The sequence below is a fragment of the Thermobifida fusca NBRC 14071 = JCM 3263 genome (assembly GCF_001592045.1).
Lineage (GTDB): Bacteria > Actinomycetota > Actinomycetes > Streptosporangiales > Streptosporangiaceae > Thermobifida > Thermobifida fusca.
Genome location: NZ_BCWB01000040.1, coordinates 39,879 through 64,647, shown reverse-complemented (window position 1 = coordinate 64,647; position 24,769 = coordinate 39,879). Strand labels below are relative to the sequence as shown.

Below are 24,769 nucleotides of genomic sequence, written 5' to 3'. Positions count from 1 at the left end.
CGTCAAGTAGGTAAAGTGACTCGATAACTTTACGTATATTATCTATTACTCGGAGGGTCGATCCGGCTGGAGACCGCGGAGAACACCCCGTTCCCGCATGGGAAACGGCACTCCTACGATTGCCCTCCCCATTGACCTCACCGGATACGGGACCGACTCTTCCCCCCGGAGTCGGACCGTCGGACGGCCCCCGCCTTTCCCCCCTGGCGGGGGCCGTCCCCTTGGACGCCGGAGCTTTCCCGGCCCGGCACTGCTGTGCAGCACCCTTGTCAACCGTGGTTATCCACAGCTCGCACAGTTCGGCTTCGCACCGCCCAGACAGCTACGGAAGCGTGGACACCCGGCACACCGCTGTCTTGGGAGGTCCGCGATGCCGTCCACATCTTCCGCACGTCCCCTGTTCCTCACCGACGATCCGGCGCTCCTCGACGACCTGCTCCGCCTCGCTGCCGCAGCCAACGTCGACGTCACCGTGGTCTCCTCTGCGGCACGGAGCAGCCGCTACTGGGCGCAGGCACCTCTCGTCGTCGTCGGCACCGACCTGGTGGGCGTGCTCGCCCGCGCCGAACCGCCCCGGCATGCGCACGCGGTCGTGGTCAGCCGCACCCCCCTCTCCCCGGCCCTGGACTTCAGCGTCTACCCCGACGCCATGCGGATCGGCGCCCGAGACGTTCTCGTCCTACCCGATGCAGAACAGCAGCTGGTGGCGCTCCTCACCGAATCCACCGACCATGCCGGGGAAGAAGCCCTGGTCGTCTCCGTGATCGGCGGCCGGGGCGGGGCCGGAGCAAGCCTGCTCGCCGCGGCACTCGCGCTCGCCGGGCACCGTGCCGGACTGCGCACCGCACTGGTCGACGCCGATCCGCTCGGCGGAGGACTCGACATCCTGCTGGGTGCCGAGCACGTGCCCGGATCCCGCTGGGAGGAGTTCAGCAACCGACAGGGACGCATGCTCTGGCCAGCACTCCGCGACTCGCTGCCCCACATCCACGGTCTTCCCGTGGTGACCTGGACCCGGCACGGCCCGTACGCCCCGATTCCCCCGCAAGCCATGCGCACCGTGCTCCACGCCGCTACCCGGGGATGCCAGATGCTGGTCGTTGACCTGCCCCGGGCCCTCGACGCCGCTGCGGAAGAAGTACTGCGCCGCACCACGGTCGCCCTGATGATCCTCCCCGCTGAAGTGTCTGCCGTCGTGGCCGCGGAACGGCTGCTGCCCGCCCTCCGGGACTCCGTTGCGGACCTGCGGCTGGTGGTCCGCGGCGCAACCCCCGACATCCTGTCCGCGGAATCGGTGGCGTCCTCGCTCAAACTGCCCCTCGCCGGAGACCTCCCCGACGACACTGAACTGCCCCGCCTCCTCGACCAAGGGGAACTGCCCACGCGCCGCACCCGGTCCCCTCTCGTCGCGTTCAGCGAAGCATTCGTCGCCCACCTGTGCCCGGAACGGGTCCGGTCGGCATGAGCAGCCAACTTTCCCTTTCCGGAACAGCGGTGGCGCGACTGCTCGAAGCAGTCCGCACCCGGCTCATGCGCGAGTCGGTGGAACCGACCCCCGCCGCGGTAGCCGCCGCAGTCCGCGCGGAAGACACCACCCTGGGCGACGCCGAAGTGCTGGCGCTCTCCCGGCTCCTCCGCGCCGACCTCACCGGTGCCGGACCGTTGGAACCCTTGCTCGCCGCCCCGGACATCACCGACATCCTGGTCAACGGCCCGCACGAGATCTGGGTGGACGACGGCACCGGGCTGCGCCGCGTCAACGACATTGGCTTCCCCGACGACGACGCGGTGCGCCGCCTAGCGCAACGGCTGGCAGCCCAGGCCGGCCGCCGCTTGGATGCGGCGGAACCGTGGGTGGACGCCCAGCTCCCCTCCGGGGCGCGGCTGCACGCGGTCCTGCCCCCGGTGTCCCCGGAAGGTCCCCGGCTGTCGCTGCGGCTGCCCCGCCACCGCGTGTTCTCCCTTCCGGAACTGGTTTCCTTGGGCACGCTTCCCCCGGCAGGGGCGGCTCTGCTGCATTCCCTCGTGGCCTCCCGGTGCGCTTTCCTCATCTCCGGCGGCACCGGCACCGGGAAGACCACGCTGCTGTCCACCCTGCTGTCCCTTGCCGCTCCCACCGAGCGGCTGGTGCTGGTCGAAGACGCTGCCGAGCTCCGCCCCGACCACCCCCACGTGGTCCGATTGCAGTCGCGTCCACCCAACATCGAAGGGCGCGGCGGAGTGGAACTCCACGAACTCGTCCGCCAAGCACTGCGGATGCGCCCCGACCGGCTCATCGTCGGCGAAGTGCGCGGCCCCGAAGTCGTCTCCTTGCTGCACGCCCTCAACACGGGCCAGGAAGGCAGCACGGGGACCCTGCACGCCAATACCGCAGCCGACGTCCCCGCCCGTATCGAAGCACTGGGGTGCGCGGCCGGGTTGAGCCGCGAAGCCGTGCACAGCCAGCTCGCCGCCACCCGCGCACTCGTCGTCCACCTGGTCCGCCCACCCAGCGGGCCACGCCGCGTCGCCCAAGTGTGCGTTCTGCGCCGCGGGTGCGACGGCCTGGTGGCAGCGGTACCGGCGGTCACCTTCACCGCGCACGGCGACCTGGTGCACGACACCGCGTTCCCCGAATTGTGCGACCGGATCGCTGTACCGCCGGGGAGGGGGCAGTGACCATGCTCGCCGACGGGATCGCCCGCTACGGGATGGTGGTGTGGACGGCCGGCTGGCTGGGCTGCGCCGTGGTGTGGGTACTGCCGTCCGCCGCCGAACTCCGGTTGCGGGCGCTCACCACGGCTCGCGCTCCGCGTCCTTCACTGCGTGCCCTGGCAGCAGTGGTGCGGCGCCGGTTGACGCACCGCCCCGGGCTGCTGGCGCGCCGCCGCCTGCGCGGCTGCGCTGACGTGTGCCGGGCTATCGCCGCGGAGCTCCGCTGCGGCAGCTCCCCGGGGAAGGCGCTCGCCGCCGCCCTCCGCGGCGCTGACCCGCTCATCGCGGCGGAACTCGCCGAAGCAGCAGTGCTCGCTGAAGCGGGACACGACCCGGTGCCTGCGCTGCGGGCTGCGTCCCGCCGTCCCGGCGGCACGGCATGGGCGAGCCTCGCGGTGTGCTGGCAGGTCGCTGCCTCGTCCGGCACCGGTGTAGCGGCGGTCGTGGAACGCCTCGCGGACGCGCTGGCACACCAGGATGCGCTCCACCGTGAACTCGACATCCACCTTGCGGGACCACGCACCACCGCGGTGCTGCTCGCCGGGCTTCCCATTGCCGGGCTGCTGATGGCGAGTGCGCTGGGTGGTGCTCCCCTCCTCTTCTTGTTCACCACACCGCTCGGATGGGGCTGCCTGTGCGCCGGGATCGCGCTCAACGCCGCGGGCGTGTGGTGGACCCGGCGTCTCGTCCACCGAGTGCTGCGCACCGCGGGAATGTGAACGGAGGCACCTGTGACGGGTCTCGATGTCGCTGTCATCGCGCTGGCCGCTGGAACGGGCGCGCTCGCGGTCGGAGACGGCCGGTCGCCCGCAGAACGGCGGCTCGCCGCCTTGTCGGCCCCTGCCCTACGCCGCCCACCCCGGCTTCTGCCCCGGCTTCCCCGCATGCTCGCCGCTGCTGCCGTACTCGCGGCCTGCTGGGCGCTGGGCGGGGCAGGACTCGGCTTGTTCGGGGGCGCACTCCTCGCCGGGTTCGTGGTGTGGCGGCGGAAACGGGCCGCAGCGTCCCCACCGTCCGCCGGGCGGGACACGGAGATCACGGCCGTGCTGCCCCTGGCCCTGGACCTGTTGGCGGCCGGGCTGCGCGCGGGAGCACACCCCACCGACATGGTGGCGGCGGTAGCCCAGGCTCTCGGCGGGCCGCTCGGTACCGCGCTGGACGGGGTGGCCCGGCAGTTACGGCTCGGCGCCGATCCGGCGCGCGCCTGGCAGAGTCTGCACGCCCCCGCAGAGCTGGCCGCGGTAGGCCGGGCCCTGGCCCGGGCAAGCCACACTGGCGCCCCACTGGCCGACGTGGTGGAGTCCCACGCCGCCGACTGCCGCCGTACCGCCCGCGCGACAGCCCTCGAGCTGGCCCACCGCACCGGGGTAGCCGTCGTCATCCCCCTGGGTGTGTGCTTTCTGCCCGCGTTCGTCCTCCTCGGCGTGGTGCCCCTGGCCGCGGGCCTCGTGTCTGGTCTGGTCCTTCCCTGACCGCCCAGCGGCCTTACCAGCGCCGGTCTCGAGTTATCCACAGCCGCGTCTTCCCCCGCCGCACGCCCCGTATCGCCCGGCCACGCTAAACGCTGTGTCGGGCTGTTACGCCCTCGCCTTGTACGGAGGTTCCTGTGTCTGCTGCTCCTGTTCTGCTGCTCCGCTGTCTTCTTCGGTCCGCTGGCCGCGGCCGCGACACCGGAATGGCCACATCCGAATACGCCCTCGTCACTGTGGCGGCCTGCGCGTTCGCCGCGGTCCTCTACGCCATTCTGACCAGCGCTGAGCTCCGCACCGCCCTCACCCGCATGGTCATCGACGCTCTCGGGATGGGTGGTTGAGCCGATGCGCCGCCCTCCCACGGCCCGTCCCACAGCCCCGGCACGCCAGGGCACCAGTGCCCTGTTCCGGGACCGGGGAGCGGTGACCGCGGAAACCGCGGTGGTGCTCCCCGGGCTGGCGCTGCTGCTGGGCGTCGCGCTCTGCTGTGTCCACGCCGCAGCAGCCCACGTGGCGTGCGTGGACGCTGCCCGGGTGGGGGCCCGCGCGCTCGCGCGCGGCGACGACGAGGCAGTCGTCCGCTCCCTTGTCGCCCAGGCCGGTCCCCCGGAGGCCACGGCGGAACTGTCCATGGCGGAAGGTTTCGCCCGGGTAGAGGTCACTGCCCCGGTCCGGATCATCCCCGGGCTGCCTCCGACAGTGCGGGTCAGCGGCACCGCCGCGATCCCCGCGGAACCCGAGGTGGATGCTCTAGCGGTGAGGAGTGCTGATGCGCCCTCCAGCCCTTGATCGCGGCTCCGGCACCGTGTGGGTGCTCACCTTCGCCATGCTGGTCTGGGCGTGCGTAGTCGCAATCGTCGTGGTGGCGAGCGTACGCGTGGACCGGCACCGGGCTGCTGCCGCCGCTGACCTCGCCGCCCTCGCCGGGGCGGAGCAGGCCGCCTCGGGGGCCGACCGGGCCTGCGCGGTGGCCCGCCGCACTGCGCACGCGAACCAGGCCCGGCTGGTCGACTGCACCGTGTCTGGGCTGACTGTTACGGTCACCGTAGCTGTGCCGGGCCGTATAGGACCAGCGCAGCTCACCGCAGTCTCCCGGGCTGGTCCGGTCGGCGCAGAGCACAAGGCTGTATCCCCGGCCTGGCTAGGCCGCTTCCAGCAGCGCGTCCAGGAGCCGGACCGCTCCCGGCTTGCTGAGCGGCTCGTTGCCGTTACCGCATTTGGGCGATTGGATGCAGGACGGGCACCCGGTAGCGCACTCGCAGGCCGCGATCGCGTCCCGTGTGGCGCGCAACCAGTCCCGCGCAGCGGCGTAGCCGCGTTCCGCGAACCCTGCGCCTCCCTCGTGCCCGTCGTAGACGAAGACGGTGAGCAGCCCGGTGTCGGGGTGCAGCGCAGTGGACACCCCGCCGATATCCCACCGGTCGCAGGTGGCGAACAGCGGCAGCAGGCCGATCGACGCGTGCTCGGCTGCGTGGGCAGCGCCGCGCAGCTCCACCCCTTCGTCCCGCAGCCGTTCCTCAGCGTCCGGACCGACCGTCCACCACACCGCCTGCGACTCCAGGACCCGCTCCGGCAGTTCCAGCGGACGCTCGTCCAGGACCGCCCCGGTGCGCAGGTCGCGTCTCAGATAGCTCACCACTTGGCGGGCCACCCGCACTTTCCCGAAGCACACTGTGGCTTCCCCCCACCGCTCCTCGCGCGCGGTGGTGAGGATGTCGATGTGGGTGACCTCCCGCGCCCAGGTGCTGTAGCCGGGGTCTTCGCCGCGCACCAAGGCGATTCCGCTCTCCAAGTCCAACGCGGAGACCACATAGCTGAACCCTTGGTGCAGGTAGACCGCGCCGGGATGCACGGCCGAGCTCGCCGTGGCCTCGTCCACGGAGCCCAGCAGCACGCCGCTGTCTTCGTCCACGATCTGGACCGGCGCCCCGCCCGACCCCCGGATATCGGCCAAGGTGGAGGCCCGTTCCCGACGCGTCCAAAACCAGCCTCGAGGGCGGCGGCGCAGCAGCCCTCGGCCCACCAGCTCGGCAACCACATCGGACGCGTTCGGACCGAAGATCGGCAGTTCTTCCGGGGCGAGCGGAAGTTCCTCGGCTGCGGCACACAAGTGCGGGGCGAGCACATAGGGGTTGTCCGGGTCCAGGACCGTCGCTTCCACGTCCTGCCCGAAGATCGCGTCGGGATGGTGGACCAGGTAGGTGTCGAGCGGATCGTCCCGTGCGACGAACACGGCCAACGCGTCACGGCCGCTCCGGCCGGCCCGCCCGGCCTGCTGCCACAGCGAGGCCCGCGTCCCCGGCCAGCCGGCGAGCACCACAGCGTCCAGTCCGCTCACGTCCACCCCCAACTCAAGCGCGTTGGTGGTGGCCAGTCCCAGCAGCTCCCCGGACCGCAGGCGCTGCTCCAGCCGCCGCCGGTCCTCAGCCAGGTAGCCGCCCCGGTACGCGGCTACGCGCCGGGCCAGCTCTGGGCGCCCCGCATCGGCCAGTGCCCGCTGCGCCGCCAGCGCAACCAGTTCAGCCGCCTGCCGGGACCGCACGAACACCAGAGTGGACACCTCATGGGACACCAGGTCAGCCAACAGTTCCGCGGCGACCGCTGTCGCCGTGCGCCGCAGGGGCGCCCCCTGCTCCCCGGTCTTCTCCGTCAGCTCCGGCTCCACGAGAGCGAACCGCAGCGAGGCGCGCGCCGAACCGTCCCCGGTGACCGCGACCACGGGAAGCCCGGTGAGCTGCTGCGCTGTCTCCGCCGGCGTCGCCGTGGTCGCCGACGCCAGGATGAACCGCGGCTCGGCACCGTAGCAGCCGCACACCCGCCGCAGCCGCCGCAGGATCTGCGCGACATGCGACCCGAACACTCCCCGATAGTGGTGGGCCTCATCCACCACGACATAGCTGAGCCGGCGCAGAAACCCCGCCCAGACCGGGTGGCGCGCCACGATCGAACGGTGCAGCATGTCAGGGTTGGTCAGCACGTAGTTGGCGTGCGCCCGGGCCCAGGACCGTTCTTCCATCGGGGTGTCGCCGTCGTAGACGGCAGCCCGCACCCCGGGCAGCGCCAGCTCCGCGAGTTTGCGCTCCTGGTCGGCGGCGAGTGCTTTGGTGGGAGCCAGGTAGAGCACGCTGCCGCCCTCGGCGATCGCCGCGGTGCACGGCAGCAGAAAACCCAACGACTTCCCGGAAGAGATGCCAGTGGCTATGATCACATTGCTGCCACTGTGAGCCAGGTTCGCTGCCCGCACCTGGTGCGACCAGGGCTTCGCTACACCTGACTTGACCATGCGTTCCACCACCGCAGGCGACGCCCAGCCCGGCCAGTCCTCCCTCACCCCGGGACTATTCGTCAGGCTTTCCACATGGGTCACCTGCGCGGTGCGGGTATGGTCACGCCGCAGCCGTTGGAGAACCGGCTCCCAACGGTTCACACCCGACACCCTCCACAGGATCGTGCGCCTTGGTTATTCGGGACCGCAGTTGATAGCTGAACGATTTCAGTGTGACATCTGGGGGTACGACTGGCGCTACGGCGTGGTTTTCTTGACTTTGCCATAGATACAACAGCCTGGCGTGATTGAATTTCGTCCGGAGAGGGTAACGCCCGGCAGAGGATCCCTCGCGAGTTTTCGCTGTTCGGTGCTGGAGGACCAGTGGACTTGAAGCTTGATCACCACACCCAAGACGACACCGAGGTCGTCGTCGAAGGGGAAATCGACGTCTATACGGCGCCTCGCCTGCGAGAGCTCCTCATCGACCTGGTGAACAAGGGCCACCACCACCTCATCGTCAACATGGAGAAGGTGGAGTTCCTCGACTCGACCGGGCTCGGTGTGCTTGTGGGCGGTCTCAAGCGCGTGCGGGCCCACGACGGCACCCTGGACTTGGTCTGCACCCAGGAGCGGATCCTGAAGATCTTCCGGATCACCGGTCTGACCAAGGTCTTCGGTATCTACGAGTCGGTGCAGGAGGCCATCGACAAGCGCAAGTCGAAGCAGTCGTAAGCCAACGATGGCGGTTGTCCAACTCACGATTAGCGCGCTGCCCGCGCATGTCCGCACCGCCAGGCTCATGGCTACGGCCGTGGCCCGGCGGGCGGGTGTCAGCGAGTCGACCCTCGACGAGATTCGCCTGGCCGTGGGCGAGGCGTGCTCCCGCGCCGTGGAGGCTCATCGCACCCACTGCCCCGACCAGCCGATCAAGCTGGAGTTGATCGACAGTTCCGGCCCGACGGGACCCGGTGGCCCCTCAGGTCCCGATCGGATCAACGGCAGCCGTTCCGGCCGCTTCGAAGTGGTCGTTTCCGACCACGCCCCAGCCAAGGAGAACGGCGCTCCAGCGTTCAACGGTTTCGAGGGCGGGCCGCACGCTTCGCTCGGTGAATCCCTCACCTCAGGCGGGTTCGGCGGATTGTCACCTGATGTCGGCCTTGCCGTCATCCGCGGTTTGGCTGACGAGGTGAGTATCGAACCCAGCGAGAACGGCACGGTGATCCGCATGAGCTGGCCGTTGGCCAGTAACGAGGCGGACATCTCCGAGGCGCATGGACTCGACTGACGCCTTCCGCACGTCCACGGGCGTCTCATGGTGAGACGCCCGTAATTCCTTCCCCCGTCCCCTCAAGCACCACACAAATCCGCCATGGCAGCGGTGCGCCTAGTCGCATTCCTGAGTGGACACCGGCGTGGTAGCGCGGATTCCCGCTTCCGCGTTCGCGGCAACCTCTTCTGCGGTCAACACGTAACCGGTTTCTTCGTCATTGGTGGCGGCCGCGAACACCACCCCGTACACGGTTCCCCGGGGTGAGAGCAGCGGCCCCCCAGAGTTTCCCGGCTGGATCACCGCGCGCACCTGGTAGATTTCCCGGCTCACCTGCTGGGAGTGGTAGAAGTCGGGTCCCCGTGCGGTCTGCTCGGCGCGGATCCGGGCGGGGACCACGGTGAACCCGCTGTCCCGGGGGAAACCGGCGACGACCGCGTCGTCGCCTTTCTTCGCCTGCATTTCGAATTCCAGCGGCTCCAAGTCGAGACCGGGCACGGCGAGCACCGCAAGATCCTGTTGGGGGTCGTAGAGGACCACGATCGCCTCGTACTGGGTACCGTCCCGGGTGACGATCCGCAGCTCCTCTTCCACCCCGGCCACCACGTGCGCGTTCGTCATGACACGCTCGTGCGCGTAGACGAACCCGGTGCCTTCGACCCGACGCTGGCAGGAGGGCGCGTTCCCCAGCACTTTGACGACGCTCTGGCTTGCCCGCCGCAGCTCTTCAGTGTTGAGCACCGACGGGTCGGGTTCCGCGACCTCCGCGGGCTCGCTGGTGCCCAACCCGCTGAAGACCTGCGGGAAAGCGCTCTGGTCGACGATCCTGCGGAAGGTGGAAAACCAGGTCTGCGCCGGATCAGGCATGACCCGGTCCACCGTCCGCAGGATCCGCGAATTCTGCACCTGCTCGGTGACCAGAGGAATCATCGAGTTAGCGACGGCGCTCCCCACCAGCCAGGACACCAGCAGCACCGACAGGGTGCTCACCAGGGCCCCGCCCATGGCGTCGAGGATCCGCGCCGAGTTCCACGTGACCCGGTTGCGGATGAGCGCGCCCAGATAGGAAGTGAAGAACTGGCCGAGCGCGGCGAACAGGAACACCATCGCGATCGCGATGAGCGCCTGCTGCGTGGGGTTGGGGACGAACGCTTGGATGACCGGAGGCGCGCCGAGCGCAGCCAGGACTCCCCCGCCGATGAAGCCCACAAAACTCAGGACTCCGACAATGAACCCCTGCCGGTAGCCCGAGATCGCGAAGACGATAATGAGCACGACGAGGATCGCGTCCAGCACACCCGCTCCTCTCCGCTGTCCCCAAGGTTGTTTTAAGGTGTGCCGCCACCGTCTCGGGCCACGGGTCGGAACACGTCGATGACTTCCACATTCTGGTCACGCCACGGCCGTTCCCACCCGCCCAACACGAGCAGACGATCCAGTATCCCAGCGGTGAATCCCCACACCAGCATGCCGCGCACCCGGAACGCCGGGCCGGTGCGCCCGTTGGACAGCACTGTACGCACCCGGTTGGCCGGGTCGGCGAGCTCTGCGATGGGGACACGGGTCACCGAGGCGACTTCGTCTGTGTCGACGGCACGCACTTCAGAAGGGGTGTGCCACCACGCCAGCACAGGGGTGACGCGGAACCCTGTGGGAGGAATGTAGAACTCCGGCAGGGTGCCGAGCACGTGGACTCCGTCGCGGACCACCCCCGTTTCCTCTTCGGCTTCCCGCAGGGCACAGTCCACTGGCCCGGCGTCCTGCGGTTCGAGCGCCCCTCCGGGGAAGGCGGGCTGCCCCGAGTGGCGCCGCAGCCCCGTGTTGCGTTGGATGAGGAGTACGTCGGGCCCGGCTTCGCCTTCCCCGAACAGCAGCAGGACCGCGGAGCTGCGCCCACCGGAAGCTGGGGGCCGCATCTCGACGGGCACCGGCATCCGCTTCGCGGCCTCGGTCAGTGACAGCAGCCATTCCGGAGTAGTGATCTGCGGTCTCATGAGAACGGCCCCGTCCGTACCAGCCGCCGCGCGGTCTCCTCGTCCACCGGTCCTTCACCGTAGGAGGGGCACAGGTGCTGGAGTTCGCAGGCACCGCACGCGGGGCGGCGGGCATGGCAGACTCGGCGCCCGTGCCAGATGAGCCGGTGGGATAGCATCGTCCACTCCTCGGGCGGGAACAGGGCAGCGATCTCCTGTTCCACTTTCACCGGGTCGGTCTGCCGGGTCATCCCGAAGCGGCGCACAAGCCGTCCGAAGTGGGTGTCGACGGTGAGGCCGGGAACACCGAAGGCGTTGCCCAGCACCACGTTGGCGGTCTTGCGGCCCACACCCGGCAGTTTCACCAAGTCTTCCAACCGGTCGGGAACTTCTCCGCCGTGTTCGTCGCACAACCGCTGGCCAAGCGCGATGATGTTGCGCGCCTTGGTGCGGTAGAAGCCAGTGGAGCGGATGATGTTTTCGAGCTCCTCCTGGTTGGCCGAAGCATAGTCGGCTGCAGAGCGGTAGCGGGCGAACAACACGGGGGTCACCTTGTTGACCCTCCGGTCCGTGCACTGGGCCGACAGGATGGTGGCTACCAGGAGTTCGAGGGGGGTAGTGAAATCAAGCTCACAGTGCGCGTCGGGATACATTCGCGCCAATTCCCGGTTGATTTGTCGGGAACGTCTCATCAAAGCGAGGCGAGTCTCACCCGTGGGCGTGTCGCGCTCCGCTGCGGACGCGTCGCCGCTAGCACCGGGGGAGGAGGAAGCAGTGTATACGTTGCGGGACACTGTTCCAGCCTACGTATCTTTTCTGCTTCGTGCCCGGTCAGCGCGGGATTCCGCGACAGCCTCAGGCTGTGTTATCCGCGGTTTCCTCCCGGCACTCCAGCGGAGTCCGCAGCCACGCCCTCGAGAAACAACTAGGATCGAAGTGCTGACGTCGGCTGTGACGAGCTGCTCGTACCCCCGGTGGGGTCCACCAGGGAACACGCCGGTTTCACAGCTTGTGCGATGTGCGTCACACTGTTGACGGTCAGGCTGCGAGGAGGAATGGTGGACGAGACCAACGAGGTGCTGAGCAAGGCCCCCCTGTTCGAGGCGCTTGACGAAGAAGGCGCGGCCGCGCTGCGTTCTTCCATCACCGAGGTGCGACTCGGCCGGGGCCAGACACTCTTCTCCGAGGGAGACGAGGGTGACCGTCTCTACGTCATGCTCAGCGGAAAGGTCAAACTCACCCGCAAGTCCGCTGACGGCCGTGAGAACCTGCTGGCGGTTCTCGGCCCGGGCGAAATGCTGGGTGAGCTCTCCCTGTTCGACCCGGGACCGCGGACGGCCAGCGCGGTTGCGGTAACCGACGCTGTGTTGGCCGGGCTGGGCCACGACGACTTGCGGCCGTTCATCATGCGGCAGCCCGAGGTCGCCGTCCACCTGCTGAAGGCGCTGGCCACCCGACTGCGGCGGACCAACGACGTGGTGGCGGACCTGGTCTTCACCGACGTTCCCGGCCGTGTCGCCAAGGCCCTGCTCGACCTGGCGGAACGTTTCGGCAAGCAGAGCGAGGACGGGCTCCACGTCCACCACGACCTGACGCAAGAAGAGCTGGCCCAGTTCGTGGGCGCGTCACGCGAAACCGTCAACAAGGCGCTGGCCGAATTCGCGCTGCGCGGCTGGCTGCGGATCGAAGCCAAAGCCGTGGTCCTGCTCGACGTGGAACGGCTGCGTCGCCGCGCCCGCTGACTTCGACCCCGGTCCGACCGCCTCAGTCCCGCGGCGTCGGGCGGTCGGACCGTGCCGGACAACCATCCTCCGCGCAGTAGGAACACCGGTGAAGCGGCCGCTCCGCCGACCCCGGCACGTCGAGTGTGCTCGGCATGCCCGTGCCGCCCGGCCGCGCCGCGGGCAGGCTCAGTCCGCCAGAACCTCCACGGGAACGTCTCCGCGGTCCACGAGGTACCGCACCTGGGCGCGGACGGACGCTTCGGTCGCGGCACGCAGCGCGGGATCCACGTCCGCGTACACCCGGTCCACGATCTCGGCCAGCGTGTCCGCCCCGGCCGCCACCGCGTCACGGATCTGTCCTAGCCGCTCTTCGCGGTGCTGGATGTAAGAGTTCAGCTTCCGCAGCGGATCCGTGCAGACGGGCCCGTGCGCGGGCAGCAGGGCGCGGATGTTCGCGCTGTCCACCAGGTCACGCAGCCGAATCAGGGAATTCAAATAGTCGCCCAGGTCTCCGCCGTCTTCTCCGACGATCACCGTGGTGCCCCGCCCCAGCACGGTGTCCCCGGTGAGGACGACGTCGTCCGCAGGCAGGTGGAAGCTCACCGAGTCCGCGGTGTGCCCGGGCGTGCGCAGCACCCGTACCCGCAGTCCGTCTGCTTCGACCACTTCTCCGTCGTCGAGCCCGTCCCCGCTGATGCGATGCGCCGGATCGACCGCGCGCACACGGCAGCCGGTCAGCTCGGAGAAGTACCGTGCCCCCGCGGCGTGGTCGGCATGGCCGTGGGTGAGCAGGGCCTGGGTGACCTGGGATCCCTGCTCTTGCACCATGCGCGCAACACGCTCCAGGTGCCGTTCGTGATGGGGTCCGGGGTCGACCACCAGCACGTTGCGGGCGCCAGGCTCCCGCAGTATCCACGTGTTCGTTCCGTCGAGCGTCATCGGGCCGGGATTCGGGCAGAGAACGCAACTTGCGCGCAGCGTCCCGGAACCGTCGATCCTCATCGCACCTCTTTTCGCGGCATGCCCGACTAGGGGGTCCATCAGAACGGATAATCAACACCATCGGGAACGATCAGTGTGATTCCCCCCGCAGACTTCCGGAACTCCGGTTGCACCGGAACGATCTCCCGTTCCGCGGCCAACACCTCCTCAGGTGTGGCGTATCCGATGAGGCTCTTCAGGTTGGCCACCGTGGGCGGCAGCATCGCCAACTGCCCCGCCCGCCACTGCCGCACCGCCTCCTCCGGGGACATCCACGTGACATGGTCGGCTTCCCCGCCCACGTCGCGAGGCTGCTGGCCTTCCGGCAGGACCGCGACAAAGAACCTGGTGTCGTAGCGGCGCGGCTCCATCGCCGGGGTGATCCACCGCGCCCACGGACACAGTAGATCCGAGCGGAGCACCAGCCCTCGCCGGTCAAGCAGTTCCGCGAGCGACAGGGAACGGTTGAGCAGCGCCTGCCGGTCTTCCTCCCAGTCGTCCCCCCGCGTATCGGCTACCACTTCATTCTCGGAGGGACCGGCCAGCAGCACCCCGGACTCTTCAAAGGTTTCCCGTACCGCCGCGCAGACGAGGGCGCGCGCCAGTGCCTCGTCCGCCCCGAACGCGCGAGCCCACTCCCGGGGCGGCGGCCCGCTCCAGCGGATCGTGTGGTCGCTGTCCCGCGGATCCACCGACCCCCCGGGGAAGGCGTACATGCCCGGAGCGAACCGCATCGAAGCGACCCGCCGCAGCAGGTACACCTCGAGACCTCGATCTGCCTGACGCACCAGCAGCACGGTCGCGGCGTCCCGAGGCCGCACCGGAGTCACCCGCCCCGCGAGCACGTCCCACATGCGGGGAGTGATCTCGCCGCTGCCAAGGTGGCGGATGACCTCACCCTCCGAGAGAGTCGCTTCTTCGGAGGGAGACACGGGAGCGGAGGAAGGCTTCTCCTCTTCTTCCCGCCGGCATTCTGAATGGTTCGCTGACACGGAGCCTCCTCCCCGGGGGACGGTGACGTTGCCTGGTCGGACCGGACTAGTCGACCTCGACGATCACCTCAACCTCGACCGGGGCGTTCAACGGGAGCACGGCCACACCCACCGCGCTACGCGCATGCTTGCCGGCTTCGCCGAACACCTCGGTGAACAGTTCACTGGCCTCATTGATGACCTGCGGCTGGCCGGTGAACGACGGGTCGCTGGCCACGAATCCCACGACCTTGACCACGCGTTTCACCCGGGACAGTTCGCCCACCTCGGCTTTGATGGCGGCGATCGCGTTCAACGCGCACACCGCGGCCAGCTCCTTGGCCTGCTCCGGGTCGACGTCGGCCCCCACTTTGCCGGTCGCACGGAGCTCCCCGCCGACCACCGGAAGCTGCCCGGAGACGTAGACGTGGCTCCCGCTGCGCACGGTCGGCAGGTATGCGGCCACGGGAGGGACCACCTCGGGCAGGGTGTGCCCGAGCTCCGCCAATCGTGTCTCAGGGGTCTTCGTCGTCATTTCTTCTCGCGCTTCAGGTAGGCGACCAACTGCTGGTTGCGCGGGTCATCGCCGATCGTGGGGCCGGGGATCACCGTGACCAATTCCCACCCGTCTTCGCCCCAATTGTCCAGAATTTGCTTGGTTGCGTGCGACAACAACGGCACAGTCGCGTACTCCCACTTCGTCATGGCGCCAACCTTATAGCGACCGTTCCCCGCACGGCAGGGGTCCATGACCCTTACCAGCACCATCACTCCCGGCGGCGGCAGGGCGAGACCTCAACCCGCAGTGCATAGACTCCGTGGGGTGAGCTCACGCGATCGCGATTGGGACGGAGTCCGCCTCCACGTCGTCACCGGCAAAGGAGGCACCGGGAAAACCACCGTCGCCGCAGCACTCGCTCTAGCCCTGGCCGCGGAAGGCGGCAAAGTGCTGCTGGTGGAAGTTGAAGAACGGCACGGCATCGCCCCGCTCTTCGGCCTCGACTCGCTGTCCTATGCGGAACGCGAAATCGCCGCCGCCGACAACGGCGGCACGGTCTACGCGCTCGCCGTCGACGCTGAGGCAGCGCTCCTGGAATACCTGGAGATGTTCTACGGCCTGCGCCGGGTCGGCGGTGCACTCCGCCGCTTCGGCGTCATCGACTTCGCCACCACGATCGCGCCCGGCGCCCGCGACATCCTCCTGACCGGCAAAGTCACCGAAGCAGTGCGCCGCCGCACCCCGCAGAGTGCCCGGCACGACGGTCCCGGCCCGTACGTCTACGACGCCGTAGTGCTCGACGCCCCGCCCACCGGCCGCATCACTCGTTTCCTCAACGTCACCGCCGAAGTCTCCGGCCTGGCCCGGGTAGGCCCGGTCCGCGACCACGCCGCCCGGGTCATAGACGTCATCCGCTCCCCCGAAACCGTGGTGCACTTCGTCACCCTGCTCGAAGAAATGCCGGTCCAAGAATGCGTGGAGGGAATCGCGGAGGCACGCGACGCAGGACTGCATGTGGGAGGCATCCTGGTGAACATGGTCCGCCCCGCGCTGCTAGAGGACTCCGTGCTCGCCGCAGCGTCCCAAGGTGTCGTCGACGTCGCCGCGCTCACCCGCGGCCTTCAGGCCGCCAGCCTCCCCGACCCGTCCCGTCTCGCCCAGGAGCTGTCCAAAGAAATCGTGGAACACGCCCGGCACATGCGAGTAGCAGCCGAAGCCCGCAGCCGGCTCGCCGCAGCCGGACGCCCCTGCTACGACGTCCCTTTCCTCGACGACGGGGTCGACCTTGACGGCCTCCGCCGACTCGCCCGCGAACTACGCGACCAGGGGGCAGTGTGAACCCCACCCCTCCCCGCACCCTCGACGTGGACGACCTCCTCGACAACCCCGGCACCCGAATCGTGGTGTGCTGCGGCTCCGGAGGCGTCGGCAAGACCACCACGGCCGCGGCCCTGGCCTTGCGCGCCGCAGAACGCGGACGGCACACCGTGGTGATCACCGTGGACCCGGCCCGCCGACTCGCCCAATCCCTGGGACTGACCGAACTGGACAACACCCCGCGCCCGGTCCCCGGTGTCGCGGACAGCAACGGCGGATCACTGCACGCCATGATGCTGGACATGAAACGCACCTTCGACGAGACCGTCGAAGCGCACGCAGACCCCCAGCGGGCGGAGCAGATCCTCAACAACCCCTTCTACCAGTCCTTGTCGTCCAGCTTCGCGGGCACGCAGGAGTACATGGCGATGGAGAAGCTGGGCCAGTTGCGGCGTTCCGACGAATGGGACCTCATCGTTGTCGACACCCCGCCCAGCCGGTCCGCACTGGACTTCCTCGACGCCCCCAAACGGCTCGGCAGATTCCTCGACGGCCGCCTGGTCAGATTCCTGGGCACCCCCGCACGCGGCGGAGCCTTCCGCCTGCTCGGCGCAGGGTTCGGCCTGGTGACCGGGGTGATCACGAAGATCCTCGGCACCCAGCTCCTCAAAGACGTGCAGTCCTTCATCGGCGCGTTCGACGCTGTCTTCGGCGGATTCCAGGAACGGGCCGAACAGACCTACCGGATCCTGCAAACCGAAGGCACCGCGTTCCTCGTCGTGGCCGCACCCGAGCTCGACGCGCTGCGGGAAGCCTCCTACTTCGTGGCACGGCTCTCCGCAGAACAGATGCCGCTGGCCGGCCTGGTCCTCAACCGCGTCCAACAGGTCCACGCCGACCTCTCAGCGGAACAAGGCTCGGCCGCGGCGGAGCTGCTCGAAGCAACCGGGGAGCATCCCCTCGCCGCCGCGGCACTCCGCCTGCATGCCGGACGGGTCCGACAGCGGAACCGGGAGCAGCGACTGCGCAACCGGTTCGCTGCGGACCATCCTGACGTTGCGATAGCGGAAGTCCCGGCCTACCCGGAAGACGTCCACGACCTGGACGCGCTCCGCGCGATCGGCCGGGCACTCGCTGGTGTGTCCACCGTGCCGTAACGGCCCGGTGCCCTCAGGAAGGGGCGGCTGCTCCCCTCGGTCGCGTGGACGCCGCGTCTCCTCTCACCACGTGTCCTCGACAAGAGCAGCCCCACCCCACACCCTCCCAATGAATGGTGGACGGACCTGTCCCGCGCTTGCACGGCTCCGTCCGGAAGACGGCTGGTTCCCCCGTCTTGCTCTGTCGCTGCCGAAAACCACCCTCCACGGTCTCCGGAACGTGCACCGGGGGCGCGGGCGGCCACGGGCTTCCTCCCTGCCCGTGGTGCCGTCAACCCTTGACGAACTGGTCCTTAGCAGCCCCGGACTGCTGGTAGTGCTGCCGGGCGTCTTCGAGCAGTGCCCGCCACGAGGTCACCTCGGGGCGGCGCCGCAGCAGAGCCCTCCGCTCGCGTTCGGTCATCCCTCCCCAGACACCGAACTCGATCCGGTTGTCCAGCGCGTCAGCCAGACACTCGGTGCGGACCGGGCACCCCCGGCAGATGAGTTTGGCCCGGTTCTGCGCGGCCCCCTGGACGAACAGCGAGTCGGGGTCGATCTCCCGACAGGCAGCACGCGCAGCCCAGTCTGTACTCCACATGTGCCCCACTCCCAAAGATCATCATGTGTTGTGTGCTGTGACAGAAGCCAGCCGACGGGCGCGGACATCGACTGGCACGGAGGAACAGAGACGACCTCTGCGGGCACACCGGATCGGCTCAACGGGTACGACGGGGTGCGGGGCCCGTATGAGATGTACCGTCTCTTGCATCTCCGCTGGTAAAGAAATTACGGTCCGCACCCCAAAGTCAACAGTCCCCATTAGGCCCATTTCTGATATAGCTCAGGTGGACCATTAAAGCTTTGAAAACTAGTCACCTAGTGACTACCCAGAGTAATAAAGTGCGTGTGGGCGGCGACCCTCCCCAAGTCCCTGATCATGGAAAGATGGGAATCAGGGCTCGCGGATCGACCACATCCGGAACCGACAACAACGCGAAGCCCACGGCGGTTCGTCGCTGTTTTCTCGTTTCCGAACGTAATCTGGACGGGTGGGTCAAGGGACATTGCTGCAGAAACTCGGTCAGTTGTTCGGGGTCTCGGTCGCTGCCGGAGTACTCGTGGCTGCGCTCGCCGCTCCCGCCCTCGGCGGTATCGGCATCGCTGCCCGCAACGTAGCGACCGGCTTCCTCAACATGCCCAGCGAGCTAGAGACCCCGCCGCCGCCCCAACGCTCGATCATCTACGACGCAGAAGGCGGCGTCATCGCTGAGGTGTACGACCGGAACCGGGAACTGGTAGAACTCGACCAGATCGCCCCGATCATGCAGCAGGCGATCATCGCCATCGAGGACAGCCGGTTCTACGAGCACGGCGGCCTCGACATCGTGGGCACCTTCCGCGCCGCCCTGCGCACCATCGCCGGGCGCACCCAAGGCGGCTCCTCCATCACCCAGCAGTACGTCAAAAACGTGCTGATCGAAAGCGCCACATCCCAGGCGGAACAAGAAGAAGCCCGCGAAACCACCCTGGGACGCAAGATCCGCGAACTGCGCTACGCCATCGCGCTCGAACAGCGGATGACCAAAGACGAAATCCTCGAGGGCTACCTCAACATCGCCTACTTCGGGGACGGCGCCTACGGTGCCGAGTCCGCGGCCCAGCACTTCTTCAGCGTCAGCGCCAGCGAACTCAACCTCAACCAGGCTGCCACCCTGGCCGGTCTCGTCCGCTACCCCGAGCTGTACAACCCCCGCCTCAACCCGGACCAGGCCCAAGAACGGCGCGACGTGGTCCTCGACCGGATGGTCGCCACCGGGGTGATCACCGAAGAAGAAGCCGAGAAGACCAAAGCGCAAGACCTGGAACTCGACATCTCCACGCCCAGCAACGGGTGCATGCCCAGCAAGCAGCCGTTCTTCTGCGACTACGTGATCCAGGAGATCGAGAAGAACGAAGCGTTCGGGGAGACCGAAACCGAACGCGCCCGCTGGCTGCGCACCGCAGGCCTGGAGATCTACACCACGCTCGACCCCGACATGCAGGAGGCTGGGCAGAAAGCCGTAGACAAGTGGGTGCCGCGCAAGAACGAAGCCCGCAAGGTCGCCGCCGAAGTCTTGATTGAACCCGGCACCGGGGAGATCCGGGCCATGGTGCAGAGCCGCAACTACGGCCCCGACGAAAGCAAACTCGGCGAAACCTCCATCAACTTCACAGCCAACGCCGACCGCGGCGGCAGCACCGGCTTCCAAGCCGGCTCCACCTTCAAAGCCATCACCCTGGCCGCGGCCCTCGAAAAAGGACTGCCGTACAGCACGTCCTTCACCTCGGGCAGCACCATCACTGTCACCGGCCAGAAGAACTGCGACGGCAACACTCTCGCCCCGTGGACAGTGAGCAACTCCAGCGAAAGCGGCGGCGCCGCCACCCACAACATGGTGTCGGGCACCAAAGGCTCGGTGAACACCTACTTCGCCCAACTGCAGAAACGGGTCGGCCTGTGCAACGTCATCAAAATGGCGGAAAAACTCGGCCTGACCCGGGCCGACGGCCAAAGCTACGACAACCCGCGCACCCAGGGGAACAACTCCTTCACCCTGGGCAGTGAGGAAGTCTCCCCGCTGAACGTGGCCGCCGCCTACGCGACCTTCGCCTCGCGGGGCATCTACTGCAAGCCGATGGCGATCACCAAGATCGTCGACCGCCAGGCCGGGCGCACCATCGAAATGGAACCGGAGTGCGAACGGCGCATCTCCAAAGATGTCGCCGACGGCGTGAACTACCTGCTCCAGCAGACCTTCAAAGGCGGCACCGCCACCGGACTGGGTATCGGCCGCCCTGCCGCCGGAAAGACGGGAACCACCGACAACTCGGCGAGCGCCTGGTTCGCGGGCTACACCCCGAACCTGGCCGGCGCCGTGTTCGTCGGCGACCCGCGCGGCCCCAACCAGTACCCGCTGCGGAACGTCACCCTCGGCGGACGCTACTACTCGGTGGTCTACGGCGCGACCATCCCCGGTCCGATCTGGCAGGAAACCATGCGGGAAGCCGTGAAGAAACTGGACGAGAAGAGCTTCGCACGGTCGCCCGCACGGTTCGGCTCCACCAGCGAACCCGCGCCGCCACGACGAGAGGACCCCACGGACGCCAACCCGGCTTCCAGCCCGGGAAGCGTACCCAACGTGGTTGGCATGTCCCGTGACCAAGCGGTAGCCGCCATCGAATCCGCCGGCTACCGGGCGAACGTGGCCGACCGGCGGCTGCCGTCCAGCCACCCGGAAGGCACCGTGGCCCTCGTCGAGCCTTCCGCGGGCTCCCGCCTCGCCGAAGGCTCCGTCGTCAACATCTTCCTGAGCCGCGGCCCCGCCGACAACGGCAACAGCAACGGCGGCAACGGCAACGGCGGCTGGGAATTCCCCGGCGGAGGCGGCTGGGAGCTCCCCGCCTTAGATGACCAGTGGGGCGCGTTCTAGCTAGTCCCAACTCACCACTATGGCCCTCGAGCACTGGTGCTCGAGGGCCACACGCTTCCTCAGCCTGGGGACAAAAGTCACGACAACTGGCGGCGCACCTCGTCAGCGACCCGGCGGCCCTCAGCACGCCCCGCAACCCGGGGAGTGAGCAGCTTCATCACCGCGCCCATCCCCTTGACGTCGCTCACCCCGGCCTCCGCGATCGCCGCCCGAACCAGATCAGCCAGCTCTTCGTCGCTGAGCTGCTCCGGCAAATACTCGGACAGCACCTCGCCTTCGGCACGCTCGTCCGCTGCCCGGTCCGCGCGCCCACCCTGCTCGAAAGCCTCCGCGGCCTCGCGACGCTTCTTCACTTCCTTCGTGATCACCTTGATGATCTCGTCGTCGCTGAGCTCACGGGCGGACTTCCCCGACACCTCCTCGTTGGAGATCGCGGTGAGCAGCATGCGCAGCGCCCGAGTCCGCACAGCGTCCCGTGCCTTCATCGCAGCGGTAAGGTCGGCTTGCAGCCGGGTCTTTAGTTCGGACATGCCAGGGATGCTAGAGGCCCCTTCCGGGGAACTCCAGGCAATTTTTCCCATGGCGTCCACCACAGCCCAGCCGGCAGCCCCACCCCCACCACGGTTTTCGCCACCACCGATACCCGCGTGACCGGCGCGCCGGAACCAGGCACTGCTGGGATCTGACACCATCGTTCCATGACAGGTTCAGCGGTGGTGAACACCACGGGCAGAGTGCTACGCCGGATCGGCACAGCAGCAGCGGTCACCGGCGCCCTCGGTGTCGCAGGACTCGTATACGCCTCGGTCGTGGAACGCAACTGGTTCCGGCTGCGCCACTACGAGATACCGATACTCGCCCCCGGCAGCGACCGGCTGCGTATCCTCCACCTCTCCGACGCGCACCTGACCCCCGGACGCCGCCTACTCATCGACTGGATCCGCAGCCTCGACGCCCACAACCCCGACCTGGTCGTCAACACCGGAGACTCCCTCGCCCACCCCCAAGCGGTCAAACCGTTCCTCGACGCGCTCGGCCCTCTCCTCGACCGGCCGGGCCTGTTCGTCTACGGCTCCAACGACCTGTTCTCCCCCCAGCCGAAAAACCCCGCCCGCTACCTGTGGCGCAGCAGCAAAGCCGACTACCGGAAACGCAAAATCCCCGACCTGCCGTGGCGGGAGCTCGGCGCAGCCATGCGCGAAGCAGGCTGGCTCGACCTCAACAACCAGAAAGGCCACCTCACCGCAGGAAACCTGCGGATCGCCGCAGCCGGAATCCACGACTCCCACATCGGCCTCGACCGCTACGAGAAGATAGCCGGCCCCGCCGATCCCACCGCTGACGTACGCATCGGCGTCATGCACTCCCCAGAACCGCGGAACCTCGACCGGTTCACCGCCGACGGGTACGAACTCCTTCTCGCCGGGCACACCCACGGCGGCCAGATCTGCCTCCCCTTCTACGGCACCCTCGTCACCAACTGCGGTATCGACCGGGCCCGCGCCTGGGGACTCAGCCGGAACGGAACGTCGTGGCTCCACGTCTCCGGCGGGCTAGGCACCTCCCCCTACGCCCCAGTCCGCTTCTGCTGCCGCCCCGAAGCCGCCCTCTTGGACCTCATCCCCCGCGCCTAACCCGCCCCGCAGTGCCATCCCCGTGGCGGGGCCGCCCACCCCGCACCCCACAACCGCGGCCCCGCCACCCGTCCCTGACCCGGGCTCCCCATAATCGACATTCGCGTTCTCCAACCCCTCCCCGGCACGCATACATACCGGCATATGAGGCATAAACGCTGGTAGAGACCGCTCTGCCCGGAGGCCGTACGAATCCAGTGCCGAGATCGACGCCAGAGAACCACGGAGAACCCGGCGGCGCAATCCGGTTAACCGCCACCGTGTCGACAATGTTCGACCTGGCCCCTATCGGGGTGTCCATCACCCGTGGCCCCGACCACCGCCTGGTCTACGTCAACGAAGCACAACGAGCCATATTCGGCCCGCGCCCACTCGGCAAACCCCTGCTGCAAGCCTTCAACGACCTTGCCGAAGCGGGATACATCCTTGTCCTCGACCAGGTCATGACCACCGGGAAACCCGAATTCCTCCCCCAAGTCCCCGTAACCGTCAACTATCCCAACGCCGGCCGCCAAGAACGCTACTTCAACCTCAGCTTCACCCCGGTGTTCCTGGACGACGGAGAACCCGCAGTACTGAACCTGATCGCGGACGTCACCGAAACCATCGACGCCGCCCAGCGGAAACGCGCCCTCCAGCGGTACACCAGCATCGTCCGCTCCGGGAGCCTGGTGGAATGGAGCGCCTCCCCCATCGACGGCTCCCTGCAATGGATCCGCGGCTGGGAGGAGATCACTGGGCAACCCCACGAAGAATCCCGAGGCCACGGCTGGTTGAACATGGTCGCCCCAGAAGACAGGGCCGCGCTGCTCGCGTCCTGGCTACGGGCAATCGACGAAGTCCCCGACTCTGTGGAGTACATCTTCCGGGTACGAACACGCGACGGCACCTACCGGCACTTCCGTGCCCATGCCGTCCCCGTCCGAGAAAACGGGGTCGTCGTCGAATGGACCGGCACCTGCGCCGACGTGGAACAACAATGGCGGGAGCAGCGCCGCCACGCCCTGTTCAACCGTGCCTCTGGGGCGATCTCCAACACCGCCCTCATCGAAGACATGCTCAAGGCGTTACCCGAGGTCATCGTGCCCGAGGTCGCCGATGTGTGCACGGTCCACCTGTTGTCCCCCACCTCATCGCCTGAAACATCAGCGAACCCGTTCATTGTGGAACGCCTGGCGACCAAAGCCCGGGAAGGGATCACCGTGCCGCCGCCACGGTTCCAGTCACGCTTCACCATCCGAAGCACATACCTCGAGTTGATCCGGCAGAAGCGCTCCATCCACCGGGTGTTCCCGGTAGGAAAGCCGCCCTTGGACCCTCTCAGCCCGAATAGCTCGCGGTGGCTCCGCCAAGTCAAAGCCAACAGCGTGGTCATGCTCCCCATCACGGTCGAGGGGGAACTCGTCGCTAGCCTGGTCGCAGTCGTCTGCGGGGAACGCGAACCGCTGACTCAAGACGACGCGGACCTCCTGGCGGACCTCATCGACCACCTCCAGCCCACCATCGACACGTTCGCGAGCTTCCAACGCACCCAACGGGTCGCGAGAGCCCTCCAGCACAGCCTGCTCAGCGATCCCCCCACCATCCCGGGTCTCCCTATCGTCGGCCGCTACCAGACCAGCCCTACTTCCGCGGAGGTGGGCGGTGACTGGTACGACGCGTTCATCGTCGACGACACGATCATGCTCGTCATCGGGGACGTGGCCGGACACGACCTGACCGCGGCCACCGCCATGAGCCAGATGCGCAACATGCTCCGCGCTTTCGCTGCCGACCACCCGCACAACCCTCACGAAGTGCTACGCCGCCTGGACGGCGCAGTGCAACGCTCCGGGGAGTACAAAGGGACGGCCACCTGCATCCTCGCCCGGGTCACCCCAGACAGTGACGGCATCTGGCAGGTGGACTACTCGGTGGCCGGACACCTGCCGCCGCTGCTCGTTCTCCCGAACGGGGAGACCCGCTTCTTGGAGAAAGCCCACGACCTTCTCCTCGGCGTGGACCCCACAATGCCGCGCCACCGGGCGCTCGAAGTCCTGCCCTCGGGAGCCACCCTGCTGCTCTACACCGACGGTCTCGTGGAACACCCCCACGAGTCTCTCGATATCGGGTTGGAGCGGCTGGCCCACCACTGTGCCGCCATGGCCCGGATTCCCCTCAACACGTTCTGCGACCGGCTCCTCACTGAGCTGCCTATCGCCGGAAACGACGACATCACTTTGATCGCGTTGCGGTTGGAGTCGCCTACCCTGGCCACAGCCTCCCTGGCCCGGCACGGCTGACCGGCCAGTTTCCCCTCCGGCATAGGGGGTATCTCACCTAACGGACCCCCTGCCACCGGCAGATGTGCAAGTACCCCG

At 68.0% G+C, this 24,769-nt stretch carries 24 protein-coding genes and 1 pseudogene; 15 read left to right on the top strand and 10 right to left on the bottom strand.

Annotated elements, in window-relative coordinates:
- Nucleotides 1-370 precede the first annotated feature (370 nt).
- From ssd to TF1_RS15875, 7 genes and pseudogenes are all read left to right on the top strand, one after another.
- Nucleotides 371-1,465, top strand: coding sequence for a septum site-determining protein Ssd (ssd, locus tag TF1_RS10065; RefSeq protein WP_011290576.1), 1,095 nt, complete (start codon nucleotides 371-373; stop codon nucleotides 1,463-1,465).
- Nucleotides 1,462-2,658, top strand: coding sequence for a TadA family conjugal transfer-associated ATPase (locus TF1_RS10060; protein ID WP_061783839.1), 1,197 nt, complete (start codon nucleotides 1,462-1,464; stop codon nucleotides 2,656-2,658). Before ssd ends, TF1_RS10060 begins: the two co-directional genes overlap by 4 nt.
- A gap of 2 nt (nucleotides 2,659-2,660) precedes the next feature.
- Entirely contained in the window at nucleotides 2,661-3,413 is a 753-nt protein-coding gene (locus TF1_RS10055) for a type II secretion system F family protein (protein WP_011290574.1), read from the top strand.
- A gap of 12 nt (nucleotides 3,414-3,425) precedes the next feature.
- Nucleotides 3,426-4,166 carry a type II secretion system F family protein gene (locus tag TF1_RS10050; RefSeq protein WP_016188021.1) on the top strand — a complete coding sequence of 247 codons (741 nt, stop codon included), beginning with the start codon at nucleotides 3,426-3,428 and terminating at the stop codon, nucleotides 4,164-4,166.
- A 134-nt stretch (nucleotides 4,167-4,300) separates the two neighbouring features.
- A complete protein-coding gene (locus TF1_RS10045) occupies nucleotides 4,301-4,507 on the top strand; it encodes a DUF4244 domain-containing protein (RefSeq protein ID WP_011290572.1) in 207 nt (68 codons plus the stop codon).
- Between the two features lie 4 nt (nucleotides 4,508-4,511).
- Nucleotides 4,512-4,955 (top strand): TadE family type IV pilus minor pilin, encoded by a 444-nt coding sequence (locus TF1_RS10040; protein WP_011290571.1) that lies wholly within the window; start codon nucleotides 4,512-4,514, stop codon nucleotides 4,953-4,955.
- Nucleotides 4,936-5,211: pseudogene (locus TF1_RS15875) on the top strand (Rv3654c family TadE-like protein); the annotation flags it as partial. The gene TF1_RS10040 and the pseudogene TF1_RS15875, both read left to right, overlap by 20 nt.
- Nucleotides 5,212-5,307: 96 nt before the next feature.
- Here the strand turns inward: TF1_RS15875 and TF1_RS10035 are convergent.
- Complete coding sequence (locus TF1_RS10035) at nucleotides 5,308-7,593, bottom strand: DEAD/DEAH box helicase (RefSeq protein ID WP_081638409.1); 2,286 nt, start codon at nucleotides 7,591-7,593, stop codon at nucleotides 5,308-5,310.
- A 222-nt stretch (nucleotides 7,594-7,815) separates the two neighbouring features.
- On the opposite strand from TF1_RS10035, the gene TF1_RS10030 reads away from it, so the two are divergent.
- Nucleotides 7,816-8,166, top strand: coding sequence for an STAS domain-containing protein (locus tag TF1_RS10030; RefSeq protein WP_061783838.1), 351 nt, complete (start codon nucleotides 7,816-7,818; stop codon nucleotides 8,164-8,166).
- 7 nt (nucleotides 8,167-8,173) lie between these two features.
- Nucleotides 8,174-8,719 carry an ATP-binding protein gene (locus TF1_RS10025; RefSeq protein ID WP_011290568.1) on the top strand — a complete coding sequence of 182 codons (546 nt, stop codon included), beginning with the start codon at nucleotides 8,174-8,176 and terminating at the stop codon, nucleotides 8,717-8,719.
- 99 nt (nucleotides 8,720-8,818) lie between these two features.
- On the opposite strand, the gene TF1_RS10020 is transcribed toward TF1_RS10025, so the two are convergent.
- Genes TF1_RS10020 through nth form a run of 3 tightly spaced genes read right to left on the bottom strand, consistent with a single transcriptional unit; the run spans nucleotide 8,819 to nucleotide 11,366 of the window.
- The gene (locus tag TF1_RS10020; RefSeq protein ID WP_016188019.1) at nucleotides 8,819-9,997 is read right to left on the bottom strand and encodes a MarP family serine protease; all 1,179 of its coding nucleotides are present in this window, start codon (nucleotides 9,995-9,997) and stop codon (nucleotides 8,819-8,821) included.
- A 32-nt stretch (nucleotides 9,998-10,029) separates the two neighbouring features.
- Nucleotides 10,030-10,695 (bottom strand): NUDIX hydrolase, encoded by a 666-nt coding sequence (locus tag TF1_RS10015; protein ID WP_011290566.1) that lies wholly within the window; start codon nucleotides 10,693-10,695, stop codon nucleotides 10,030-10,032.
- Nucleotides 10,692-11,366, bottom strand: coding sequence for an endonuclease III (gene nth, locus TF1_RS10010; RefSeq protein WP_081430380.1), 675 nt, complete (start codon nucleotides 11,364-11,366; stop codon nucleotides 10,692-10,694). Before nth ends, TF1_RS10015 begins: the two co-directional genes overlap by 4 nt.
- 363 nt (nucleotides 11,367-11,729) lie before the next feature.
- Between nth and TF1_RS10005 the strand changes: the two genes are divergently transcribed.
- Complete coding sequence (locus TF1_RS10005; RefSeq protein WP_011290564.1) at nucleotides 11,730-12,416, top strand: Crp/Fnr family transcriptional regulator; 687 nt, start codon at nucleotides 11,730-11,732, stop codon at nucleotides 12,414-12,416.
- 168 nt (nucleotides 12,417-12,584) lie between these two features.
- Here the strand turns inward: TF1_RS10005 and TF1_RS10000 are convergent, their stop codons facing one another.
- From TF1_RS10000 to TF1_RS09985, 4 genes are read right to left on the bottom strand one after another with little or no spacing between them, the layout of a single operon-like run.
- Nucleotides 12,585-13,400: an MBL fold metallo-hydrolase gene (locus TF1_RS10000; protein ID WP_038043041.1), complete on the bottom strand. Its 816-nt coding sequence runs from the start codon at nucleotides 13,398-13,400 to the stop codon at nucleotides 12,585-12,587.
- Nucleotides 13,401-13,438: 38 nt separating this feature from the next.
- On the bottom strand, nucleotides 13,439-14,371 hold the full coding sequence (locus TF1_RS09995; protein WP_011290562.1) for an NUDIX hydrolase: 933 nt from the start codon (nucleotides 14,369-14,371) through the stop codon (nucleotides 13,439-13,441).
- Nucleotides 14,372-14,417: 46 nt separating this feature from the next.
- Entirely contained in the window at nucleotides 14,418-14,885 is a 468-nt protein-coding gene (locus tag TF1_RS09990; RefSeq protein WP_061783837.1) for a RidA family protein, read from the bottom strand.
- Nucleotides 14,882-15,055: a DUF4177 domain-containing protein gene (locus TF1_RS09985; RefSeq protein WP_011290560.1), complete on the bottom strand. Its 174-nt coding sequence runs from the start codon at nucleotides 15,053-15,055 to the stop codon at nucleotides 14,882-14,884. Before TF1_RS09985 ends, TF1_RS09990 begins: the two co-directional genes overlap by 4 nt.
- A 118-nt stretch (nucleotides 15,056-15,173) precedes the next feature.
- Between TF1_RS09985 and TF1_RS09980 the strand changes: the two genes are divergently transcribed.
- Both TF1_RS09980 and TF1_RS09975 read left to right on the top strand, forming a co-directional pair.
- Nucleotides 15,174-16,187, top strand: a complete 1,014-nt coding sequence (locus TF1_RS09980) for an ArsA-related P-loop ATPase (RefSeq protein WP_041427540.1) — start codon at nucleotides 15,174-15,176, stop codon at nucleotides 16,185-16,187.
- Nucleotides 16,184-17,323, top strand: a complete 1,140-nt coding sequence (locus tag TF1_RS09975; RefSeq protein ID WP_011290558.1) for an ArsA family ATPase — start codon at nucleotides 16,184-16,186, stop codon at nucleotides 17,321-17,323. Before TF1_RS09980 ends, TF1_RS09975 begins: the two co-directional genes overlap by 4 nt.
- Before the next feature lie 271 nt (nucleotides 17,324-17,594).
- Here TF1_RS09975 and TF1_RS09970 read toward each other — a convergent pair whose 3' ends face one another.
- A complete protein-coding gene (locus tag TF1_RS09970; protein ID WP_011290557.1) occupies nucleotides 17,595-17,903 on the bottom strand; it encodes a WhiB family transcriptional regulator in 309 nt (102 codons plus the stop codon).
- Nucleotides 17,904-18,369: 466 nt separating this feature from the next.
- Here TF1_RS09970 and TF1_RS09965 point away from each other — a divergent pair, with 466 nt between their 5' ends.
- Nucleotides 18,370-20,775, top strand: coding sequence for a penicillin-binding protein (locus TF1_RS09965; RefSeq protein WP_011290556.1), 2,406 nt, complete (start codon nucleotides 18,370-18,372; stop codon nucleotides 20,773-20,775).
- A gap of 77 nt (nucleotides 20,776-20,852) precedes the next feature.
- Here TF1_RS09965 and TF1_RS09960 read toward each other — a convergent pair whose 3' ends face one another.
- Nucleotides 20,853-21,305: a GatB/YqeY domain-containing protein gene (locus TF1_RS09960; protein WP_041427539.1), complete on the bottom strand. Its 453-nt coding sequence runs from the start codon at nucleotides 21,303-21,305 to the stop codon at nucleotides 20,853-20,855.
- A 183-nt stretch (nucleotides 21,306-21,488) separates the two neighbouring features.
- Here TF1_RS09960 and TF1_RS09955 point away from each other — a divergent pair, with 183 nt between their 5' ends.
- Together TF1_RS09955 and TF1_RS09950 are read left to right on the top strand one after the other, a co-directional pair.
- Nucleotides 21,489-22,409 carry a metallophosphoesterase gene (locus tag TF1_RS09955; RefSeq protein ID WP_011290554.1) on the top strand — a complete coding sequence of 307 codons (921 nt, stop codon included), beginning with the start codon at nucleotides 21,489-21,491 and terminating at the stop codon, nucleotides 22,407-22,409.
- Nucleotides 22,410-22,678: 269 nt separating this feature from the next.
- Nucleotides 22,679-24,691 (top strand): SpoIIE family protein phosphatase, encoded by a 2,013-nt coding sequence (locus tag TF1_RS09950; RefSeq protein ID WP_011290553.1) that lies wholly within the window; start codon nucleotides 22,679-22,681, stop codon nucleotides 24,689-24,691.
- Nucleotides 24,692-24,769: the final 78 nt, after the last annotated feature.